This window comes from Bacillus glycinifermentans (assembly GCF_001042475.2).
Taxonomy (GTDB): domain Bacteria; phylum Bacillota; class Bacilli; order Bacillales; family Bacillaceae; genus Bacillus; species Bacillus glycinifermentans.
Genome location: NZ_LECW02000035.1, coordinates 81,913 through 99,869, shown reverse-complemented (window position 1 = coordinate 99,869; position 17,957 = coordinate 81,913). Strand labels below are relative to the sequence as shown.

18 protein-coding genes, 1 rRNA gene and 1 pseudogene are annotated in these 17,957 nt (G+C 46.8%); 5 read left to right on the top strand and 15 right to left on the bottom strand.

From position 1 onward, the window contains the following. A 16S ribosomal RNA gene (locus tag AB447_RS27000) occupies window positions 1-89 on the bottom strand; the annotation flags it as partial. A gap of 223 nt (window positions 90-312) precedes the next feature. After that, entirely contained in the window at window positions 313-1,197 is an 885-nt protein-coding gene (locus AB447_RS18420) for a nucleotidyltransferase-like protein (protein WP_048356530.1), read from the bottom strand. A 210-nt stretch (window positions 1,198-1,407) separates the two neighbouring features. Between AB447_RS18420 and AB447_RS18415 the strand changes: the two genes are divergently transcribed. Further along, window positions 1,408-1,764 (top strand): YgzB family protein, encoded by a 357-nt coding sequence (locus AB447_RS18415; protein WP_048356529.1) that lies wholly within the window; start codon window positions 1,408-1,410, stop codon window positions 1,762-1,764. 30 nt (window positions 1,765-1,794) lie between these two features. Here AB447_RS18415 and perR read toward each other — a convergent pair whose 3' ends face one another. Together perR and bcp are read right to left on the bottom strand one after the other, a co-directional pair. Next, complete coding sequence (gene perR, locus AB447_RS18410) at window positions 1,795-2,232, bottom strand: peroxide-responsive transcriptional repressor PerR (protein WP_048356531.1); 438 nt, start codon at window positions 2,230-2,232, stop codon at window positions 1,795-1,797. Window positions 2,233-2,446: 214 nt separating this feature from the next. Then, window positions 2,447-2,920 (bottom strand): thioredoxin-dependent thiol peroxidase, encoded by a 474-nt coding sequence (bcp, locus tag AB447_RS18405; protein WP_046132223.1) that lies wholly within the window; start codon window positions 2,918-2,920, stop codon window positions 2,447-2,449. Between the two features lie 156 nt (window positions 2,921-3,076). On the opposite strand from bcp, the gene AB447_RS18400 reads away from it, so the two are divergent. Beyond that, window positions 3,077-4,375, top strand: coding sequence for a glutamate-1-semialdehyde 2,1-aminomutase (locus AB447_RS18400; RefSeq protein WP_048356528.1), 1,299 nt, complete (start codon window positions 3,077-3,079; stop codon window positions 4,373-4,375). Window positions 4,376-4,560: 185 nt separating this feature from the next. Next, window positions 4,561-5,631, top strand: a complete 1,071-nt coding sequence (locus tag AB447_RS18395) for an FUSC family protein (RefSeq protein WP_048356527.1) — start codon at window positions 4,561-4,563, stop codon at window positions 5,629-5,631. 40 nt (window positions 5,632-5,671) lie between these two features. On the opposite strand, the gene AB447_RS18390 is transcribed toward AB447_RS18395, so the two are convergent. The 10 genes and pseudogenes from AB447_RS18390 to fabL all read right to left on the bottom strand — a co-directional run bounded on the left by AB447_RS18390 (window position 5,672) and on the right by fabL (window position 15,152). After that, the gene (locus tag AB447_RS18390) at window positions 5,672-6,562 is read right to left on the bottom strand and encodes an ABC transporter permease (protein ID WP_048356526.1); all 891 of its coding nucleotides are present in this window, start codon (window positions 6,560-6,562) and stop codon (window positions 5,672-5,674) included. Window positions 6,563-6,575: 13 nt separating this feature from the next. Then, a complete protein-coding gene (locus AB447_RS18385; RefSeq protein WP_048356525.1) occupies window positions 6,576-7,577 on the bottom strand; it encodes an ABC transporter permease in 1,002 nt (333 codons plus the stop codon). Between the two features lie 21 nt (window positions 7,578-7,598). After that, complete coding sequence (locus AB447_RS18380) at window positions 7,599-9,197, bottom strand: ABC transporter substrate-binding protein (protein WP_048356524.1); 1,599 nt, start codon at window positions 9,195-9,197, stop codon at window positions 7,599-7,601. Window positions 9,198-9,213: 16 nt separating this feature from the next. Continuing rightward, window positions 9,214-10,152, bottom strand: a complete 939-nt coding sequence (locus tag AB447_RS18375) for an ABC transporter ATP-binding protein (protein ID WP_057957689.1) — start codon at window positions 10,150-10,152, stop codon at window positions 9,214-9,216. Further along, entirely contained in the window at window positions 10,145-11,125 is a 981-nt protein-coding gene (locus tag AB447_RS18370) for an ABC transporter ATP-binding protein (RefSeq protein ID WP_048356523.1), read from the bottom strand. The genes AB447_RS18375 and AB447_RS18370 overlap by 8 nt, the downstream gene beginning before the upstream one ends. A gap of 117 nt (window positions 11,126-11,242) precedes the next feature. Then, window positions 11,243-12,985 carry an ABC transporter ATP-binding protein gene (locus tag AB447_RS18365; protein WP_048356522.1) on the bottom strand — a complete coding sequence of 581 codons (1,743 nt, stop codon included), beginning with the start codon at window positions 12,983-12,985 and terminating at the stop codon, window positions 11,243-11,245. Window positions 12,986-13,062: 77 nt separating this feature from the next. Further along, on the bottom strand, window positions 13,063-13,593 hold the full coding sequence (gene ntdP / locus AB447_RS18360) for a nucleoside tri-diphosphate phosphatase (RefSeq protein WP_048356521.1): 531 nt from the start codon (window positions 13,591-13,593) through the stop codon (window positions 13,063-13,065). A gap of 165 nt (window positions 13,594-13,758) precedes the next feature. Continuing rightward, window positions 13,759-14,004 (bottom strand): YgaB family protein, encoded by a 246-nt coding sequence (locus AB447_RS18355; RefSeq protein ID WP_048356520.1) that lies wholly within the window; start codon window positions 14,002-14,004, stop codon window positions 13,759-13,761. A 162-nt stretch (window positions 14,005-14,166) separates the two neighbouring features. Beyond that, window positions 14,167-14,316: pseudogene (locus AB447_RS18350) on the bottom strand (gamma-type small acid-soluble spore protein); the annotation flags it as partial. Window positions 14,317-14,399: 83 nt separating this feature from the next. After that, window positions 14,400-15,152 carry an enoyl-[acyl-carrier-protein] reductase FabL gene (fabL, locus tag AB447_RS18345; protein ID WP_048356519.1) on the bottom strand — a complete coding sequence of 251 codons (753 nt, stop codon included), beginning with the start codon at window positions 15,150-15,152 and terminating at the stop codon, window positions 14,400-14,402. A gap of 82 nt (window positions 15,153-15,234) precedes the next feature. Between fabL and AB447_RS18340 the strand changes: the two genes are divergently transcribed. Continuing rightward, window positions 15,235-15,459, top strand: a complete 225-nt coding sequence (locus AB447_RS18340; protein ID WP_048356518.1) for a hypothetical protein — start codon at window positions 15,235-15,237, stop codon at window positions 15,457-15,459. A gap of 25 nt (window positions 15,460-15,484) precedes the next feature. Here the strand turns inward: AB447_RS18340 and mutY are convergent, their stop codons facing one another. Next, window positions 15,485-16,570 (bottom strand): A/G-specific adenine glycosylase, encoded by a 1,086-nt coding sequence (mutY, locus tag AB447_RS18335; RefSeq protein ID WP_048407130.1) that lies wholly within the window; start codon window positions 16,568-16,570, stop codon window positions 15,485-15,487. A gap of 227 nt (window positions 16,571-16,797) precedes the next feature. Here mutY and AB447_RS18330 point away from each other — a divergent pair, with 227 nt between their 5' ends. Then, entirely contained in the window at window positions 16,798-17,781 is a 984-nt protein-coding gene (locus AB447_RS18330) for a metal-dependent hydrolase (protein ID WP_048356517.1), read from the top strand. The last annotated feature ends 176 nt before the right edge of the window (window positions 17,782-17,957 follow it).

Below are 17,957 nucleotides of genomic sequence, written 5' to 3'. Positions count from 1 at the left end.
GGGAGCAAGCTCCCATCTGTCCGCTCGACTTGCATGTATTAGGCACGCCGCCAGCGTTCGTCCTGAGCCAGGATCAAACTCTCCATGAAGTTTGATAATGACTACGCACTTTCACGTGCGATTTATTTAATGAATTAACAGGTACGTTTTGTCTTGTTTAGTTTTCAAAGATCATTTCCGTTTCATCAAGAAGCGACTTTATTAGTATAACATTTTCAACTGAGTGTGTCAAATGTTTTTTATTTTTTCCAGTCGCTGCTGCTTTCGTGAAAAAACGTTTTGCTAACAGCGACGTCTAATAATATATCACCATCACGAATCAGAGTCAACACTTTTTTTGATAAAATATCCCCGGTGATAAATTTTTTGGCCCTTTGTTTCAATTGGCTCTATACCCACCAGGTCTTTCTCGGCCAAAAACTCGAGGATGACTCCGAGGTCTGCCGTAAAATATGTGAGCTCTGGGTGTGTCAGCAGTTCGGCAAATTGCCATACGCTTTTTTCGCTCATCACATCCAAAATGTGCTGCGCGCCGACTTCGGCTTTGGAATGAATGAGAAAATCGCTTGCGAGGAACAATAACTCAAGCCTTTTTTGCAGGCTTTCGTTGCTTTCTACCAGTTCTTTATACAGCTTGTACACCTGCGGCTCCATATGCCGGACTTGATTCCAAACCGTCACTTCCGGATGAAAGCCTTTATCTATGACTTCGATTCTTGCCAAATGGTGCAGAGCATGCACGATTGAATTGTATGCATCCAAGAACTGATCCTCTTCAAAAAACGCTTTTCCTTCTATATACCTTCTGATTAACTTTCCGTATTCAAGTCCGATTTTCAGTTTTCGCTCTGAAAAAGGAAACGTATTAAGCTGCTCAATCAGCTTTGCGATATATTCATTTCGGTCAAAGAGAACTTTCCCGTTCAGAATCCAATCTATTATTCTCCTGTTTGTACCGAGCAAAATCCATTCTTGGAGCTGTTCAACGGAAATGATATGAAGAGAAGCCGTCTTTCCGTCGAACTCGTAATGCTTCACAAATATCGGTTCCTCGGCTTTGCTTACAATCACTAATAATGCCGCATCAAAGTTATCTGTTGCAGATGAGGTTTGGTTTCTCCTCTCAATCATCATAACAGCTAAAGTATCAGGGCGGCTTGCTCTTTCCTGGTAAATCAGACGGAGAAGATTTTCCATCACCATTCCTCCAATACGATGTAAAATACATTGCTCAAAATGCTTCTCTTTCGTTTTCTACCTACTTCTACGAGCCAATAAAAACTCCTTTATTTTGAAAACACATTGAATTATTATAATCAATTCCCCGGAAACTCTCTATAAAAAAGTTCCATTTTATTAAAGAATATCACATCTTCAATATGCTATATTAGAGAGAGGGGGATGGATATGGCGAAATATTCTAGCAAAATCAATAAAATCAGAACGTTTGCGTTAAGCTTGGTATTTATCGGTTTCATCATTATGTACGTCGGAATCTTTTTCAGGTCGTCGGTCTTAGTGATGTCGGTGTTTATGCTCTTGGGGGTATTGTCTATCATGTTAAGCACTGCGGTTTATTTTTGGATAGGAATGCTTTCGACAAAAGCGGTCAAAGTCATCTGTCCGAACTGCGAACAGCCGACCAAGATCCTCGGCCGGGTCGACATGTGCATGCACTGCAGGGAACCTCTTACACTCGATAAAAACCTTGAAGGTAAGGACTTTAATGAATCGTATAATCGAAAAGCTCTAAAACAAAAATAAGCTGACCGTTAAAAAAGCGGCCAGCTCTTTTTAATGGCTTTCTTTTTTATCGCATTCCTGACACAAACCGTATATTTCCAGTCTATGGTGACTGACTTTAAATCCTGTCACGTGTGAAGCGAGCTGCTCTACTTCGTCGAGCCCAGGGTAATGAAAGTCTACGATCTTTCCGCAGCGCTCACAGATCGCGTGATAATGCTCGGAAGTCACAAAGTCAAACCGGCTTGAAGCATCTCCGTATGTCAATTCTTTAACGAGCCCTGATTCCTTAAAAACCCGTAAATTGTTATAAACCGTTGCGACGCTCATGTTTGGAAATTTTCCTTCAAGCGCTTTATATATATCATCGGCAGTTGGATGAGACATAGAATTTACGAGGAATTCCAGAATGGCATGACGTTGAGGAGTAATTCGCACCCCGGTTTCCTTCAACGCTTCCAACGCTTCTTTCAGATTATGTTCAGCCATCGTCATGCACCTCTCTTCTAAAAAAAATTCTTATATTATAACGTTTATAAATAGTGTAACTCCTGAGAAGAATCTTTGTCAATTCCAATCCCTCTCAAAATCCCCTTTTCCAAGGTGAAATCCGCTTTATATTTACATGATGGTCTAACAGCCGGCCAATTATGTACCCGTCAAACGGGGCCAAACCTGATAAAGGCTCGGCCCCGTGCCGTTCTTATTTTTCTGAAACCTCTTTTACAGCTTGAAGAGCCTCGGCGACGTGATCTTTCACCTTTACTTTTCGCCATTCTTTAACAAGGCGGCCTTCTTTATCGATGAGAAAGGTTGAGCGTTCGATTCCCATGTATTCTTTGCCGAAGTTCTTTTTTAGCTTCCATACGTCAAACGCTTCGGCTAGCTTATGTTCATCATCGACAAGCAGCAGAAACGGAAGATCGTGTTTTTCTTTAAATTTTTCATGTCTTCCCTGATCGTCCGGGCTGACGCCGATAATGACCGCATCAAGCTCTGCAAAGCTTTGATGGCTGTCCCTGAAGTCGCAGGCTTCGGTCGTACATCCCGGCGTCATATCTTTCGGATAAAAATAGAGCACGATATATTTCCCTTGAAAATCCGACAATTTCACTTTTTCGCCATGGTCGCCCAGCAGTTCGATATCAGGCACCTTTTGTCCAATTTCTACAGTCATTGTTTTGCCTCCTGTTTGTTTTAATCAGTTGCTTCTTCTCATTATAAAAAACAGTTCCCCCGTGTTCAAATCGTCACCGCTTCATTTTTGCTCTCGGTTCACAACGTGTTACAATATAGCCATAGACAGAGGCTTTATAGAAATGAGGAGGATATTATGCAGCATATACAATCGGAAAAGCTTCATGAAGAAGCTCTTCAACATATAGTAGGCGGCGTCAACAGTCCGTCAAGGTCATACAAAGCTGTGGGCGGAGGGTCTCCGGTCGCGATGGAAAAAGCAAAGGGCGCTTATTTTTGGGATGTTGACGGGAATAAGTACATAGACTATCTCGCGGCATACGGGCCGATTATTACCGGACATGCCCACCCGCACGTTACGAAGGCCATTCAAACAGCGGCGGAAAACGGCGTGCTTTACGGTACACCGACAAAGCACGAGGTCACATTTGCCAAAATGCTGAAGGAAGCCATTCCTTCTTTGGATAAAGTGAGATTCGTCAATTCAGGAACGGAAGCGGTCATGACGACGATTCGCGTCGCCCGCGCGTATACCGGAAGGACGAAGATCATCAAATTCGCCGGCTGCTACCACGGCCATTCCGATCTCGTGCTGGTCGCCGCCGGGTCAGGTCCTTCAACGCTCGGCACGCCTGATTCCGCCGGGGTTCCGAAAAGCATCGCAAACGAAGTGATCACCGTTCCTTTCAATGATATTGACAGCTATAAAGAAGCCCTTGACAAATGGGGCGACGATGTTGCCGCAGTACTCGTTGAACCGATCGTCGGAAACTTCGGGATCGTTGAACCGAAAAGCGGCTTTCTCGAACAGGTGAATCAACTGACTCACGACGCCGGTGCACTGGTCATTTATGACGAAGTCATTACCGCCTTCCGTTTCATGTATGGCGGAGCACAGGACCTGCTTGGCGTCAAGCCTGATCTGACCGCGCTCGGCAAAATCATCGGCGGCGGGCTGCCGATCGGCGCTTACGGAGGCAAAAAGGAAATTATGGAGCAGGTTGCCCCGCTCGGTCCTGCATACCAGGCCGGTACAATGGCCGGCAACCCGGCGTCGATTTTATCGGGCATCGCTTGTCTTGAAGTCCTGAAAGAAAAAGGAACGTACGAGAAGCTGGACCGTCTCGGCGCCATGCTTGAAGAGGGAATCTTAAAACATGCCGAAACGCATGGCATCGACATCACGGTCAATCGTTTGAAAGGCGCGCTCACCGTCTATTTCACAACGGAGAAAGTCGAGAATTACGAACAGGCCGAAAATACCGACGGTGAAATGTTTGCCGCATTTTTCAAGCTGATGCTGGAACGGGGAATCAACCTCGCCCCGTCAAAATACGAAGCGTGGTTTATCACGATCGCGCATACGGAAAAAGATATCGAGGATACGCTTGAGGCCGTCGAGGAATCGTTCAAACAATTGAAACAGCAGGTATAAAAAAGAGAGCACGTTTGCTCTCTTTTTTATACATTTGAACCTTATCGGATCAATTTTTTGACAACGCTTTGTTTTTTCTTAAAAATGGGTTGAATATTTCCGGAGATCGCTGTATATTACTTTATTGTTTGGCAAATTAGCAGAAATAACGAATTTATTATAGAAAGGGATGCAAGTAAAGCCTAATGAAACTAGGTGCCCGTATTTTCAAAACAGGCATTGCCATTACGCTCGCTCTATACCTTGCGGCTTGGATCGGCCTGCCGACCCCGATTTTTGCCGGTATTGCGGCCATTTTTGCAATCCAGCCTTCGATCTATCGTTCATTTTTGACGATTGTCGATCAAGTGCAGGCGAATATTATCGGAGCAGCGACAGCTATCATTTTTGGTCTTATTTTTGAACCCAGTCCGATTATTATCGGGTTGACGGCGGTTATTGTCATTACGATTAACTTAAAGCTGAAGATCGAGAACACGATTTCGATTGCTCTTGTTACCGTTATTGCCATACTGGAAAGCTCAGGCGACGACTTTTTGATGTTCGCATTGATCAGAACAGCAACGGTCATCCTGGGTGTTCTGTCTGCGTTCCTTGTCAACCTGATCTTTTTGCCGCCTAAATATGAAACAAAGCTCGTCAGCCATATCGTCGAAAACACGGACGAAGTCATAAAATGGATCCGTCTGTTGACGCGGAAAACGACAGAGCACACCATGCTGAAAGAAGACATCGAAAAACTGAAAGAAAAAATGATGAAAGTCGACCATCTTTACTTGCTTTACAAAGAAGAACGGAGCTATTTAAAACGAACCACTTACGTGAAGTCAAGAAAGCTCGTCCTTTTCAGACAGGCGATTATCGCGTCAAACCGTGCGCTTGATACACTGAAAAAGCTGCACCGGCTTGAAAACGATTTTTATCACATGCCGGAGGAATTCCAGAATACGCTGATCGAAGAACTCGATTATCTTCTGCATTGGCACGAGCGGATTTTGATGCGGTTTGTCGGCAGGATCAAAACGCATGAAACCGAAGACCTTCTCGAAGAAGGAGACGTATACAAACAGCATTTGACCGAATCGTTCCTGAAAAACCAGGATAAATTAAAGGAAGAACTGCTGGATTACAATATGCTGACCATCATGGCGAGCGCCGTGGAATACCGCGAACAGCTCTGCCATTTGGAAACGCTGATCTCAAGCTTCCAAACGTATCACCGCGAAGACAGCGAGCTGGAAGTCGATGATGATTAAATGAAAGACCCCGGTTAACGCTTTCGTTAACCGGGGTCTTTTATTTCCCTTCTTTCGTTTTCGGATCAAGCGTATCGCGGAGCCCGTCGCCCATTAAATTAAAGCCGAGCACCGCCAGCATGATTGAAATTCCCGGAAAAAACAAGGTCCATGGAGCCTGTGCCAAATAAGGGCGGGCGTCGGCAAGCATTTTCCCCCATTCGGGATTTGGAGCCTGAGCCCCCAATCCTAAAAAACCGAGAGCCGCCGCTTCAATAATCGCCGTTCCGATATTGAGCGTTGCTTGAACGATAACAGGCGCCATGCTGTTTGGGAGAATATGCTTGAGCATCAAGCGGATGTTGGACATACCGACGGCTCTCGCAGACAGAATATACTCCTCCTGCCTGATGCTGAGCACTTTTGAACGGACGAGCCTTCCAAACGTCGGAATATTGATGATGGCAATCGCAATCAGCGCGTTCTCAAGCGAGGGCCCGAGAATGGCGACGATCGCAATCGCGAGAAGGATGCTGGGAAACGCGAGCATGATGTCAAATATCCTTGAGATCAGCCCGTCCGCCCATTTGCCGTAAAAGCCCGCAATCAGGCCCAAGAGCGTTCCCGCAATGGCTGACCCTAAACAGGAGAAAAATCCGACCCAGAGGGAGAGCCTTGCTCCGTACAGCACCCTTGAGAAAATGTCCCTGCCGAAATCGTCCGTTCCAAAGAGGTGTTCGGCAGACGGCGGAGCAAGCCTTTCTGATAACGACTGATCGTTTAACCCGTAAGGTGCGATCAGCGGCGCGAAAATGGCCAAAAGGATAAACGCTGCGACCAGAATGCTGCCGGCCGCAGCAAGCTTATGCTCGAAAAACCGCTGAACGTTTTCCGCAAGAAGAGAGCGGCCTTTCGCTTCTCCCTCCCGGCGTTCATCTTGCAGCACATCCATATTTCACCGCCTCCTAATATTTAATTCTCGGATCGATGACGGCATACAACAGATCGACGACGAAATTGATCATGACGAAGATGAAGGCGATCACGAGGATTCCCGATTGGATCACCGGATAGTCCCGATAGCTGATCGCATCATAAATGTACCGGCCGATGCCCGGCCAGGCAAAAATCGTTTCCGTTAAAATAGCGCCGCCGAGCAAAAGTCCCGTCTGCAGGCCGATGACTGTCAGAATCGGAATAAACGCGTTTTTTAAACCGTGCTTATAGATGACGAAAAACATACGAACGCCTTTTGCTTTTGCGGTGCGGATGTAATCGGACTGAAGAACCTCGATCATGCTCGCTCTCGTAATTCTTGCGATAATCGCGGCAGGGATGGTGGCCAGGGCGGATGCAGGAAGGATTAAGTGGCGGATCGTTTCTCCAAGCTGGTCGAATCGCCCGTTTAGCAGTGTATCAAGCGTATGAATATAGGTAATCGTATCAACCGGGTTTCTCACATCCTCCCTTCCGGTGGTCGGCAGCCAGCCAAGCTCGATTGAAAAAAACCATTGCCCCATCAGCCCGAGCCAAAAAATCGGCATCGATACGCCGACTAAAGCGATCAGCATCGCCGTATAGTCAAACACCGAATTTTTGAACCAGGCGCTGACGATTCCCGCATTCACACCGAGGAGTACGGCGATCAGCATCGCAAAAAAAGCGAGCTCAAGGGTGGCGAACAAATAAGGCTGCATTTCTCTAGTAATCGCCGCCCCCGTGCGGATGGACGTCCCTAAATCCCCTCTCAGCAAATCTCCGACATATTTTCCGTATTGAACATACCAGGGCTCATCAAGGCCAAGCTGCATAGTCAGCTGTTCAACGGCTTCTTTTGTCGCCCTTTGTCCGAGAATTACCTGGGCGGGGTTACCCGGTATAAAGCGGATGATGGAAAAGACGACCAGCGTCATGCCGATAAGGACGGGTATCAGCATGCCGGTCCGCTTCAAACAGTAAGCAAGCAACGGCTGTCACCACCTTGTGCACTATTTAAATTGTACGTCTGATAATACTTCACTCCCCGTCGGGTGAGGGACGTATCCTTCAATATCTTTCGCCCCGGCCAAAACCGGCGTCGAGTGAACGAGCGGAATCCACGGCGATTCTTCGTGAATCAGCTCCTGCGCTTGTTCATAAAGCTTGTTTCGTTTAGTCTGGTCGGGATCTGACTGGGCTTCGATCAAGATGTCGTGAAGCTTGTCATTGCTGAAGTAGGTATAGTTGTTGCCCCCGATATTGTCTTTGTCAAGCAGCGTATAGAGGAAATTATCGGGGTCGCCGTTGTCGCCCGTCCAGCCCATTAAAAACGAATCGGCTTCGCCTTTGCTCGCTTTGTCTATATACGTGGCCCAGTCATAAGTGACGATTTTCGCTTTGACTCCGATTTTTGCAAAATCGGCTTGAATCACCTCGGCGATTTTCATCCCGTCAGGCATATATGGACGAGGAACAGGCATCGCCCACAGCTCCATGCTGAATCCGTCCGGGTAGCCCGCTTCTTTTAAGAGCTCTTTTGCTTTTTTGAGATCGTACGGATACGGCTCGACCTTGTCATTATAACCTTCAAGCGAAGGAGGCAAAGGATTTTTCGCAGGGTCTGCGAGCCCGCCGTAGAAGGAATCGATGATCGCCTGCTTATCGACGGCATGGTTTAGCGCCTGGCGTACAAGCTTATTGTCAAGCGGCTTTCTCGTTGTCGTCAGCCCGAGGTAGCCGATATTCATCGACGGCCTTTCAATTATTTTCAGATTGGGGTCGCTTTTGATGCTTTCGATATCCGACGGATTCACGCCGTCCATCAAATCGATCTCACCGGTTTTTAGCGCGTTCAGACGGGCCGAGTTTTCCGGAATTGCTCTAAAAATGATCTTTTTCAGCTTCGGCTTTTCCTCATCCCAATAGTCTTCATTCTTTTCAAGGACGATGCGGTCATTCGGCTTCCATTCTACGAATTGATACGGACCCGTGCCGACCGGGTGCTCCCTGAATTTGTCCCCGTATTTTTCGATCGCCTCAGGGCTTGCGATTCCAAATGAGGTCATGGCGAGGTTTTTTAGAAACGGCGCCTGCGGCCGTTTTAAAATAAATTGGATTTTATGATCATCGAGAATTTTGATATCTTTAATAACGTGCCCCTTATCTTTTTTGTAGCCTCCGAACATCCCGTAGTAAGGAAATTTTTCCTCGTCCCCGTTCATCCACCTGTCAAAGTTGTATTTGACTGCCTCTGCATTAAAATCGGTTCCGTCGTGAAATTTGACGTCTTTTCTTAAGTGCAGCGTATAGGTCAGCCCGTCATCGGAAGCATCCCATTTGACGGCCAGGCCCGGTTTTAGCGTCGTGTCCTGCTCTCCGTAGTTCAGCAAGGTTTCAAAGATATTGGTCGTGACTTTAAACGCTTCGCCTTCTGTCGTCGTTATCGGATCAAGCGAGGTGGAATCACCGCCTCTCCCGAAAATCAGCGTATCTTTTCCGGTTTTTGCCCCGCCTCCTTCTTTTTGGCTCTCTGAATCAGAACACCCCATTAAAAATAAGGAGACAGCCAGCAGCAGCCCCAGGCCTTTCAGCCAATGTTTTCTTTTCATCCTATCGCCTCCTCAGCTAAAGTAAATGGCACGCGGCATAATGGCCTTCCGTTTTTTCTTCCAGCATAGGCACCGCTTCCTTGCACCTGGCTTCCCGCTTTCGGCACCGTCCGTAAAAGGGGCACCCTTTTACATCGATTGCCGGGGCCGGGCCCTCAGACACCGCTTCATCCGCTTCGCCCTTTCCGATAACAGGCACAGCGGCCAAAAGGGATTCCGTATACGGATGCTTCGGCGCTCTAAATAATGCATCTGCAGCGGCCATCTCGACGATTTTTCCGAAATACATGACCGCCACCCGGTCGCTGATATAGCGGACGACCCCCAGGTCATGCGAAATAAAGAGAAAGGTTAATGAAAAAGCTTCCTGCAGATCTGACAGCAGATTTAAAATCTGCGCCTGTACAGACACATCGAGCGCTGAAACGGGTTCATCGGCGATGATCAGCTTCGGCTTTGTGATCAGCGCTTTCGCAATTCCGATTCTTTGCCTCTGGCCACCGCTGAATTGGTGCGCATAACGCTCTCCATACGAAGCATCCAGGCCGACGATCCCGAGCATCGATCGGACGACTTCTTTTCTTTCAGCCTTTGTCCCGAGCTTATGGACGATCAGCGGCTCTTCTAAAATGTCTTTGATTTTCATGCGGGGGTTTAAAGAAGCATAAGGGTCTTGGAAAATCATCTGAAACTGTCTTCTCATCTTCCGAAGGTCTTTTGGCCCGAGTCCGGTGATCTCTTTCCCGAGAAAGGTCACCTTGCCTGACGTCGGTTCTGTTAGCCGCAATATCGATTTACCCAAGGTCGATTTGCCGCAGCCCGATTCTCCTACAATCCCCAGGATTTCCCCTTGTTTCACTGAAAATGAGACATCGTCTACTGCTTTGACCGCTTTTTTTCGCGAAACCGGGTAATATGTTTTCAGCCGGCTGACGTTCAACAGTTCGTTATTCATTTGTCCCTCCTTCCTCATAGAGAAAGCACCGTACGGCGTGTTCATCGTTCAGTTTCTTCAGGCACGGTTCTTCTATCGTGCAGCGGCCGGTTTTGTGAAGGCATCTCGGGGCGAACATGCAGCCTTTTTTGATCGTTCCCGGCTTCGGCACTTGTCCTTCAATCGAAGTCAGTCTCTCCGATTTGCCGGTGAATGCGGGAATGGAAGCAAACAGCCCTTTCGTATAAGGATGCTTCGGATCTTTAAAAATGGCGGTGACGCTTCCTTCTTCAACGATCCGGCCGGCATACATGATCATCACCCGCCCGCAAATGTTGTGTACAACGCCGAGATCATGCGTGATCAGAAGAATAGCTGTTTCAAATTCTGCGTTCATTTTCTTTAAAAGGGAAAGAATCTGCGCCTGGATGGTGACGTCAAGAGCCGTTGTCGGTTCATCTGCGATCAATAGCTTCGGGTCGCAGATCAAAGCCATCGCGATCATAACGCGCTGCCTCATGCCGCCTGATAATTCGTGGGGGTACTGTTTCATGAGCTGCTCCGGCCTCGGAAGACCGACGGTTTCCAACATGCGGACGGCTTTATTGTCCGCTTGCTTTTTGTGGATGTCAGTATGGCTGGATAGAGCTTCTGTGAGCTGATCTCCGATCGTGAAAAGAGGATTAAGAGAGGTCATCGGCTCTTGAAAGATCATTGCGATATCATTGCCGCGCATATGCCGCCATTCTTTTTCCGACTGCTTAAGAAGATCCTTTTGCTGAAACAGGACTTTACCCGTTGTATGAGCATTCGCGTTCAGCCCCATCAAAGCCATGGAGGTGACGCTTTTGCCGCAGCCGGATTCACCGACGACTCCAACGATTTCACCTTTATGGAGGGTGAAAGAAACGCCTTGAACAATCGGGATTTCCGTCTTTTTCTTTTGAAAGGAAACGGAAAGATCCGCTACTTCAAGCAATTTCTCTTTTGTCACACATTCACCTCCGGATGCTTGTATTTTTTAAATTGTATTTACACGGGGTAGGAAATATGTACGAAATTTGCAGGGGAGAAAAAAAAGCCCGGCTTTAATGAAAGCCGGGCCTATATATCAATTCAGTTTTTGAATGGTGAATAAATGCTTATAATGGCCGTCACGGTTCATTAATTCCTCGTGGGTTCCCGTTTCGGCGATTTGTCCGTTTTCAATCACGACGATTTTATCGGCGTGTGTGATCGTTGACAGCCTGTGGGCGACGATAAAGGTCGTTCGGTCTTTGGCGAGCTTTTCCATCGCTTCCTGAATATAATGCTCGCTTTCAAGGTCAAGCGCAGAGGTGGCTTCATCCAGGATTAAAAGCGGAGGGTTTTTCAAGAAAACCCGCGCGATCGAAATCCGCTGCTTCTGCCCTCCTGAAAGCTTGACGCCCCGTTCACCGACCTTCGTCTCATATCCGTCAGGCAGCTCCATAATAAAATCGTGGGCATTCGCCGCCTTTGCCGCTTCAATGATTTGGTCCATAGATGCCTCCGGATTTCCGATCGAAATGTTTTCCCTGATCGATTCGCTGAACAAAAAGGTATCCTGCAGCACCATGCCGATCTGGTTTCTTAAACTTCTCGCCTCGTAATCCCGGACGTCTACGCCGTCGATTAAGAGACTCCCTGACGCGACATCGTAGAACCTCGGGATCAGGCTGACGAGCGTGGATTTTCCGCCTCCGCTCATGCCGACGAGTGCGACCGTTTCGCCCTGGTTTGCCGTTAAAGACAGGTTTTTCAAAATCATGTCGTTTGTTTCCTCATATTGAAACGAGACGTTTTTAAACTCGACGACGCCTTTTAAACGGCCTGCTTTCACGGCATTCGGTTTATCCTTTAATTCATACGGCTCATCGATGAATTCGAATAGCCTGTCCATCGATGCGACGGACTGGGTCAATGTTGTCGACGAATTAATGAGCCGCCTCAACGGATTATATAGTCTTTCGATATACCCGACAAACGCGACCATCGTTCCGACCGTCAACGATCCGTGAATCACGTGGTACCCTGCAACCGTAATGATGATGAGCGGTGCGAGGTCCGTAATCGTATTGACTACTGCGAACGTTTTCGCGTTCCATGCCGTATGGCGGATCGCTTTGCCGAGGAAGTTTCCATTTTCGTTGTCAAATTGCCTCTGTTCGTGTTCTTCGATGGCAAAGCTTCTGATCACCGGCATTCCCTGAACCCTTTCATGAAGGTGGCCCTGCACTTGGGCCAAAGCCTGGGACCGCTCCCTCGTCAAGATTCTCAGCCTGCCGTAAAAGTATTTAACCGACAGCCCGTAAAGCGGGAATAAAATGATCGAAATAATCGTCAGCTTCACATCCATCGTCATCATGATGGCGATGGCGATAAAAATCGTCATCACATCAAGCCAAACATTCATAAGCCCGATGATGACAAATTCTTTCGTCTGTTCGACGTCATTGATCACCCTTGAAATAATTTCGCCGGCGCGGGTATTCGCATAATATCTGAGGCTTAACCTTTGAATATGAGAAAAAAGCCTGTCTCTGATATCATACAGCACCTTGCTTGCCGTCCATTGCGCGAAATACTGCCGATAGTATTCGACAGGCGGCCGAAGCAGCAAAAAAATGGCGAACACGACCGCCATTACGGTAAATAGTGAAGATGTTTTTTCCTGGACCGTTCCGTTTCCTTGAATAATGTCATCGACTACATATTTCAAAAGAAGCGGAATGACAAGAGGAATCGAAAATTTAATGATGCCGATCAGAACTGTAACGATGATTTTCCACTTATATGGCTTGACAAATTCCATATATCTTCTGATAATACCCACACTCATATCCCCCTCTCTATTTTTGATGGTGTGAGTCCACTGCAAAAAACCTGTTGATTCTCAACAGGCTTGTTGGTTTATTTTGTATAATGGAGATACCGTTCATACCAAATATCGATAAACTCCGGAGCAAATGGACCCTTCCTTTGGTGAATCCAATGCAGCAGCGTATTCAAATGGTATCTTAAGATGCCGTCTATTTCCTTCGGATAATTCATCGCTTTTTTATGGTCTGCATATTCGTCTTCGTCAAGTATATGGTAGGTCATATCGGGAAAGACTTTCACGTCCAGATCATAATCGATGTACTTGATGGCTTCATCGTCCAATGCAAACGGCGAGCTGATGTTGCAATAATAATAAATGCCGTCTTCTCGAAGCATGCCGATGACGTTAAACCACTGCTTGGCATGGAAATAACAAATGGCGGGCTCTCGTGTCACCCATGTCCGGCCGTCTGATTCGGTGACCACCGTCCGGTCGTTGGCGCCGATGATGCACAATTCCGTTGCTTTTAATATCGTCGTTTCGCTCCATATTCGATGAATGTGCCCATTGTGCTTGTAGCTATGAATTTGAATGGTTTCTCCTTCCTTGGGAAAGCCCATGTTTCTCCCCTACTTTCTTTGCAAAAGCCTTACAAGTCAGTGTTTCACATCGCCTGTCCGACAGTTCTTTTATTTATTATAACGGTTGAAAATAAAAAATGAAAATAAAACAGCCACTCCGGATCAGGAATGGCTCTTTTTTCAGAAAAGCGATAAAGATAAACTTTAGGCTTCGATTTTTTGATAAGCCTGTATTACCTGTTCCGTCTGCTTTTGAAACAAATCTTGTATAGCGGCGAGATCTCTTCGTTTTTGGGAGATGTCTTCACGAATTGATAAAAGCTGGGCTTTTTTTTCAAAGGCTATCAGTTCTTTTTCGATTTCCTGGCATCTTTCAATCTCTGCCTGAAGGTATAACAACTTGTCCATAATCTCCAGCTGGCCCTGAACCAAGTTTTCAAATTCCGGCATTGATATCCTCCATTCTTTGCTCTACTCCATTTATTGCCTAAGTATCATTTCTCTATACACGGGAAATGTCCTTTGACTGATTCTGCCTAAGATTCGGAATTTTTGTCGCAAAGAAAAAAGCACCTCAACCGAATGGTGAAGCGCTTTTTCCTGTTTCAGTGATTAGCTGTTTTGTTGTTTCTTTTGTTCAGCTTGCTGGTTATTTTGTCTTACTTGCTGCGCATCAGTTTCGCTGGCAAATTCAGTGCCGAACTGACCACCTTGTGCAGAAGCTTGGTTTTGTTGTCTTACTTTTTGTGCGTTTGTTTTGGATTGTTGGTTAGCCATTGTATATCACCTCCACGACACTTAGATTGTGCAGTCGGGTGATATCCTATTCATTCATGCACAAAAATTTAAACGAGCAGGGAACGGCCGCCGTCAACGATGATCGTCTGACCGCGGATCATATCCGCTTTTCCGGATGCCAAAAATTCGATCGCATCGACCATGTCATCGATCTCAACCATGCGGCCGGCAGGTGTGTTTTTCCGGGCATCTTCAAGAAGCTCCTCACGGTTTGGAAAATGCTTCAGCGCGTCTGTGTCAATTGCTCCGCCGGATACGGCATTGACGATGATATTTTTCGGCGAGAGCTCGACAGCGAGATATCTTGTCAAAGATTCAAGCGCAGCTTTTGATACGCCGACCGTCGTGTAGTTTTCCAAATAGCGGATCGAGCCGAGCGAGCTGATGCTGACAATATGGCCTCCGCCTGTTTTTTCCATCAGCTTCGCCGCTTCCTGTGCGCAAAAAAGCAAAGCTTTGGCATTGATGTTCATCGTCCAGTCCCAATGGCTTTCTTCAAGCTCCATGACCGGGCGGAGAACGCCTGATGCGGCATTGTTGACAAATACGTCAAGTCTGCCGAACGCCTCGTCGATTTGCTGAAACATATCCTTAATTTTCGCAGGCTGGCCGACGTTCGCTTTGACAACAAGCGCTTTTACGCCGAGACGCTCGATTTCTTCAGCGGTTTCCAAAGCTGCTTTTTTGCTTCTCGCATAGTTAATGACGATATTGTAGCCGTTTTCCGCGAGCCTCAGAGCAGCCGCTTTTCCGACTCCCCTGCTGCTTCCTGTAATAAGCGCGCATTTTCTTTGTTCCATCTGTTATTCATCTCCTAGTATAGTTATTTCACTTCGTTACAAAATAATGTCATCCATTTTTTCAAAAGGAGGCTTTCGCCTTATGTACGTCGGACGTGACATGAGCGAGCTCGATCAAACGCCGAAGCACGAATGGAAAGATGCGGAGCTCCTCTATTTCCACCACGCCTTCCAGCAAATAATGCCCTTTTTAAATGAAGAGGGACATGCGGAATATGTGGAGGTTGTAAAAGAGATTAAAGCAAGAGGCGGTCTGAGCCGCCGTGAAGCCGATTATACGCACGGCACCGATATTCAGTATGATTAACGGGCAGCATGCACGGTCAAGCTGCCTATTTCATATACATATTCCATATTTTCTGGTGTGATACCGGGAAGGCGTATTCATCAAGCTCTTCTATTGTTACTTTTTTCAAATATGAATCATCCGGCTGATTACGCGTTTTCCCGAAGAAAACGGAAATGTTCCAGACAAGGTGTGTAAAGACGTGTTCGACGACTCCTTCAAGAGGACCGATTTCGGCATCGACTCCGGCTTGTTCCTTCAAAAATGCCGAAAGCTGCTCCCGTTCTGTTTTCAGGCCTTTTTGCGTTTCTGTATTCGGAAATTCCCACAAGTTCGCAAGCAGCCCGGATCCTGGCCTTTTATGGATGTAGACTGAGCCTTCTTCATCTGTCAGAACAACGGCGGCAAGGCTTTTTACCCCGGGTTTTTTCTTTTTGCTTTTGACGGGCAGCTCTTTTTCGCACCCCTCCGCAAAAGCAGAACAATGTTCACGGACGGGACACAAAAGGCAGGAAGGCGATTTCGGCGTGCAGATGATGGCGCCGAGCTCCATCAGCCCTTGATTGAATTCAGACGGCTTCTCTTTAGAAATAAAGGCTTCAACGATGTTTTCAAACAATGTTTTGGTTTTCGGTTTTGCGATGTCATCCCATATCGAAAGAATGCGTGACATCACCCGCATTACATTGCCGTCGACCGCCGGTTCAGGCTGGTTGTAGGCGATGCTCAGCACCGCTCCTCTCGTATAAGGACCCACGCCTTTCAAACCGCCAAATTCCTCTTTTGAGGAAGGAACAATTCCGCCGTACCGTTCATGCACTTCTTTGACTGCGCTTTGCAGATTCCGGACACGGGAATAGTAGCCGAGTCCTTCCCAGGCTTTCAGCACCTTTTCTTCATCAGCTTCAGCCAGAGCCTTTACGTTCGGAAACTTTTCGATGAAATTGTTAAAATACGGGATCACCGTATCCACTCTGGTCTGCTGCAGCATGACCTCAGAAACCCATATTTTGTAAGGATCGCTGTCAGAACGCCACGGAAGATCCCGTTTTTCTTTTTCATACCAAGAAATTAAATCTTCTTGAAATTGTTTAATGTTTTTTTGCTCTAATTTATTTTTCAGATCAATCATGAAACTTCTCCTTGCCTGTCCTCGTCACATTTACACACTGCACTTTTGTTCTTTTGGCTTTTTGTTGTAAACTAAATGCATACACGATAAACATGTTACATGAAAAGCGGGGAAAGCAAAAGCGTTAAATATTTCAGCTGCTGCTTTTCCTGTTTGGTCAATTGGGACGGCGTTCGGATTAAGGCAATGGAATACGATTTTTGAAACACCGTTAGGGGAGGTCACCAATGGATACTGGCACACACGTTGTCATGGGTGTTGCGCTCGGCGGCATCGCGACGCTGGATCCCGCCGTCGGAATGGATCCGTCAATGGCTCAGGCCGTCATGATCGCGACAATCGCCGGATCACAGGCGCCGGATATCGATACAATTTTAAAATTGAAAAACAACGCTGTTTATATTAGACATCACAGGGGAATTACCCATTCAATTCCCGCCGTCCTTATTTGGTCATTATTGTTTCCGGGGATGCTGTATTTGTTTTACCCGGAAGCAAACCTGCTTCATCTTTGGCTGTGGACGCTTGCCGCAGTCGCCCTGCATGTGTTCGTCGACATTTTTAATGCGTACGGCACCCAGGCGCTTCGACCGTTTACAAGAAAATGGGTGGCGCTCGGTTTGATCAATACATTCGACCCGTTTATCTTCGTCAGTCATCTTGCGGCAATCGCCGTTTGGCTTGCGGGCGCAGATCAGGGCTATACGTTTTTGACCCTTTATATCATCCTCGCCGGGTACTATATACTGAGGTTTGTGATGCAAAGACGGATCAAACAAAAGCTCCGCAGGAAAATCGATGATATTGAAGAGATCATTATATCACCGACGATGAAATTCAGACAGTGGCGAATCGCCGTCAAGGCCAAATCGGCTTTTTACGTCGGCAGAAGCATCGACGGAAACATCGTCATCCTTGATACATTCAACAGGGTTCCGTTACCGGATTCGCCCGTCATGAAAGCAGCGAAACAGGATAAGAACATTTCAGCCTTTCTGTCTTTTTCGCCTGTTTACAAATGGGAAATCGATACGTATAAGGACCATTATGAGGTCCGTTTTATCGATTTGAGATACCGCAGCAAAGAACATTATCCGTTCGTTGCCATCGCCCATATCGACCGGGACTCTTTGGAATTAATGAGGTCGTATACGGGCTGGATTTTCAGCGAAGAAAAATTGCAGAAAAAATTAAAGCTTGGCTCCGTTTAAGAGCCAAGCTTAGATTATTGACAAAATCCTAAAACGGTTTATAGTTTTAGGATTTTGTCATCCTTTCAGCGTGATTGAAAACCCTTGCAGTCTAGGAAGGCCGAGCATCGAAGCGGAGCGAATGTTGGAATTCGTGAGCACCGAAGCGCAGGCCTGACAACGAATGCGAGGGTTTG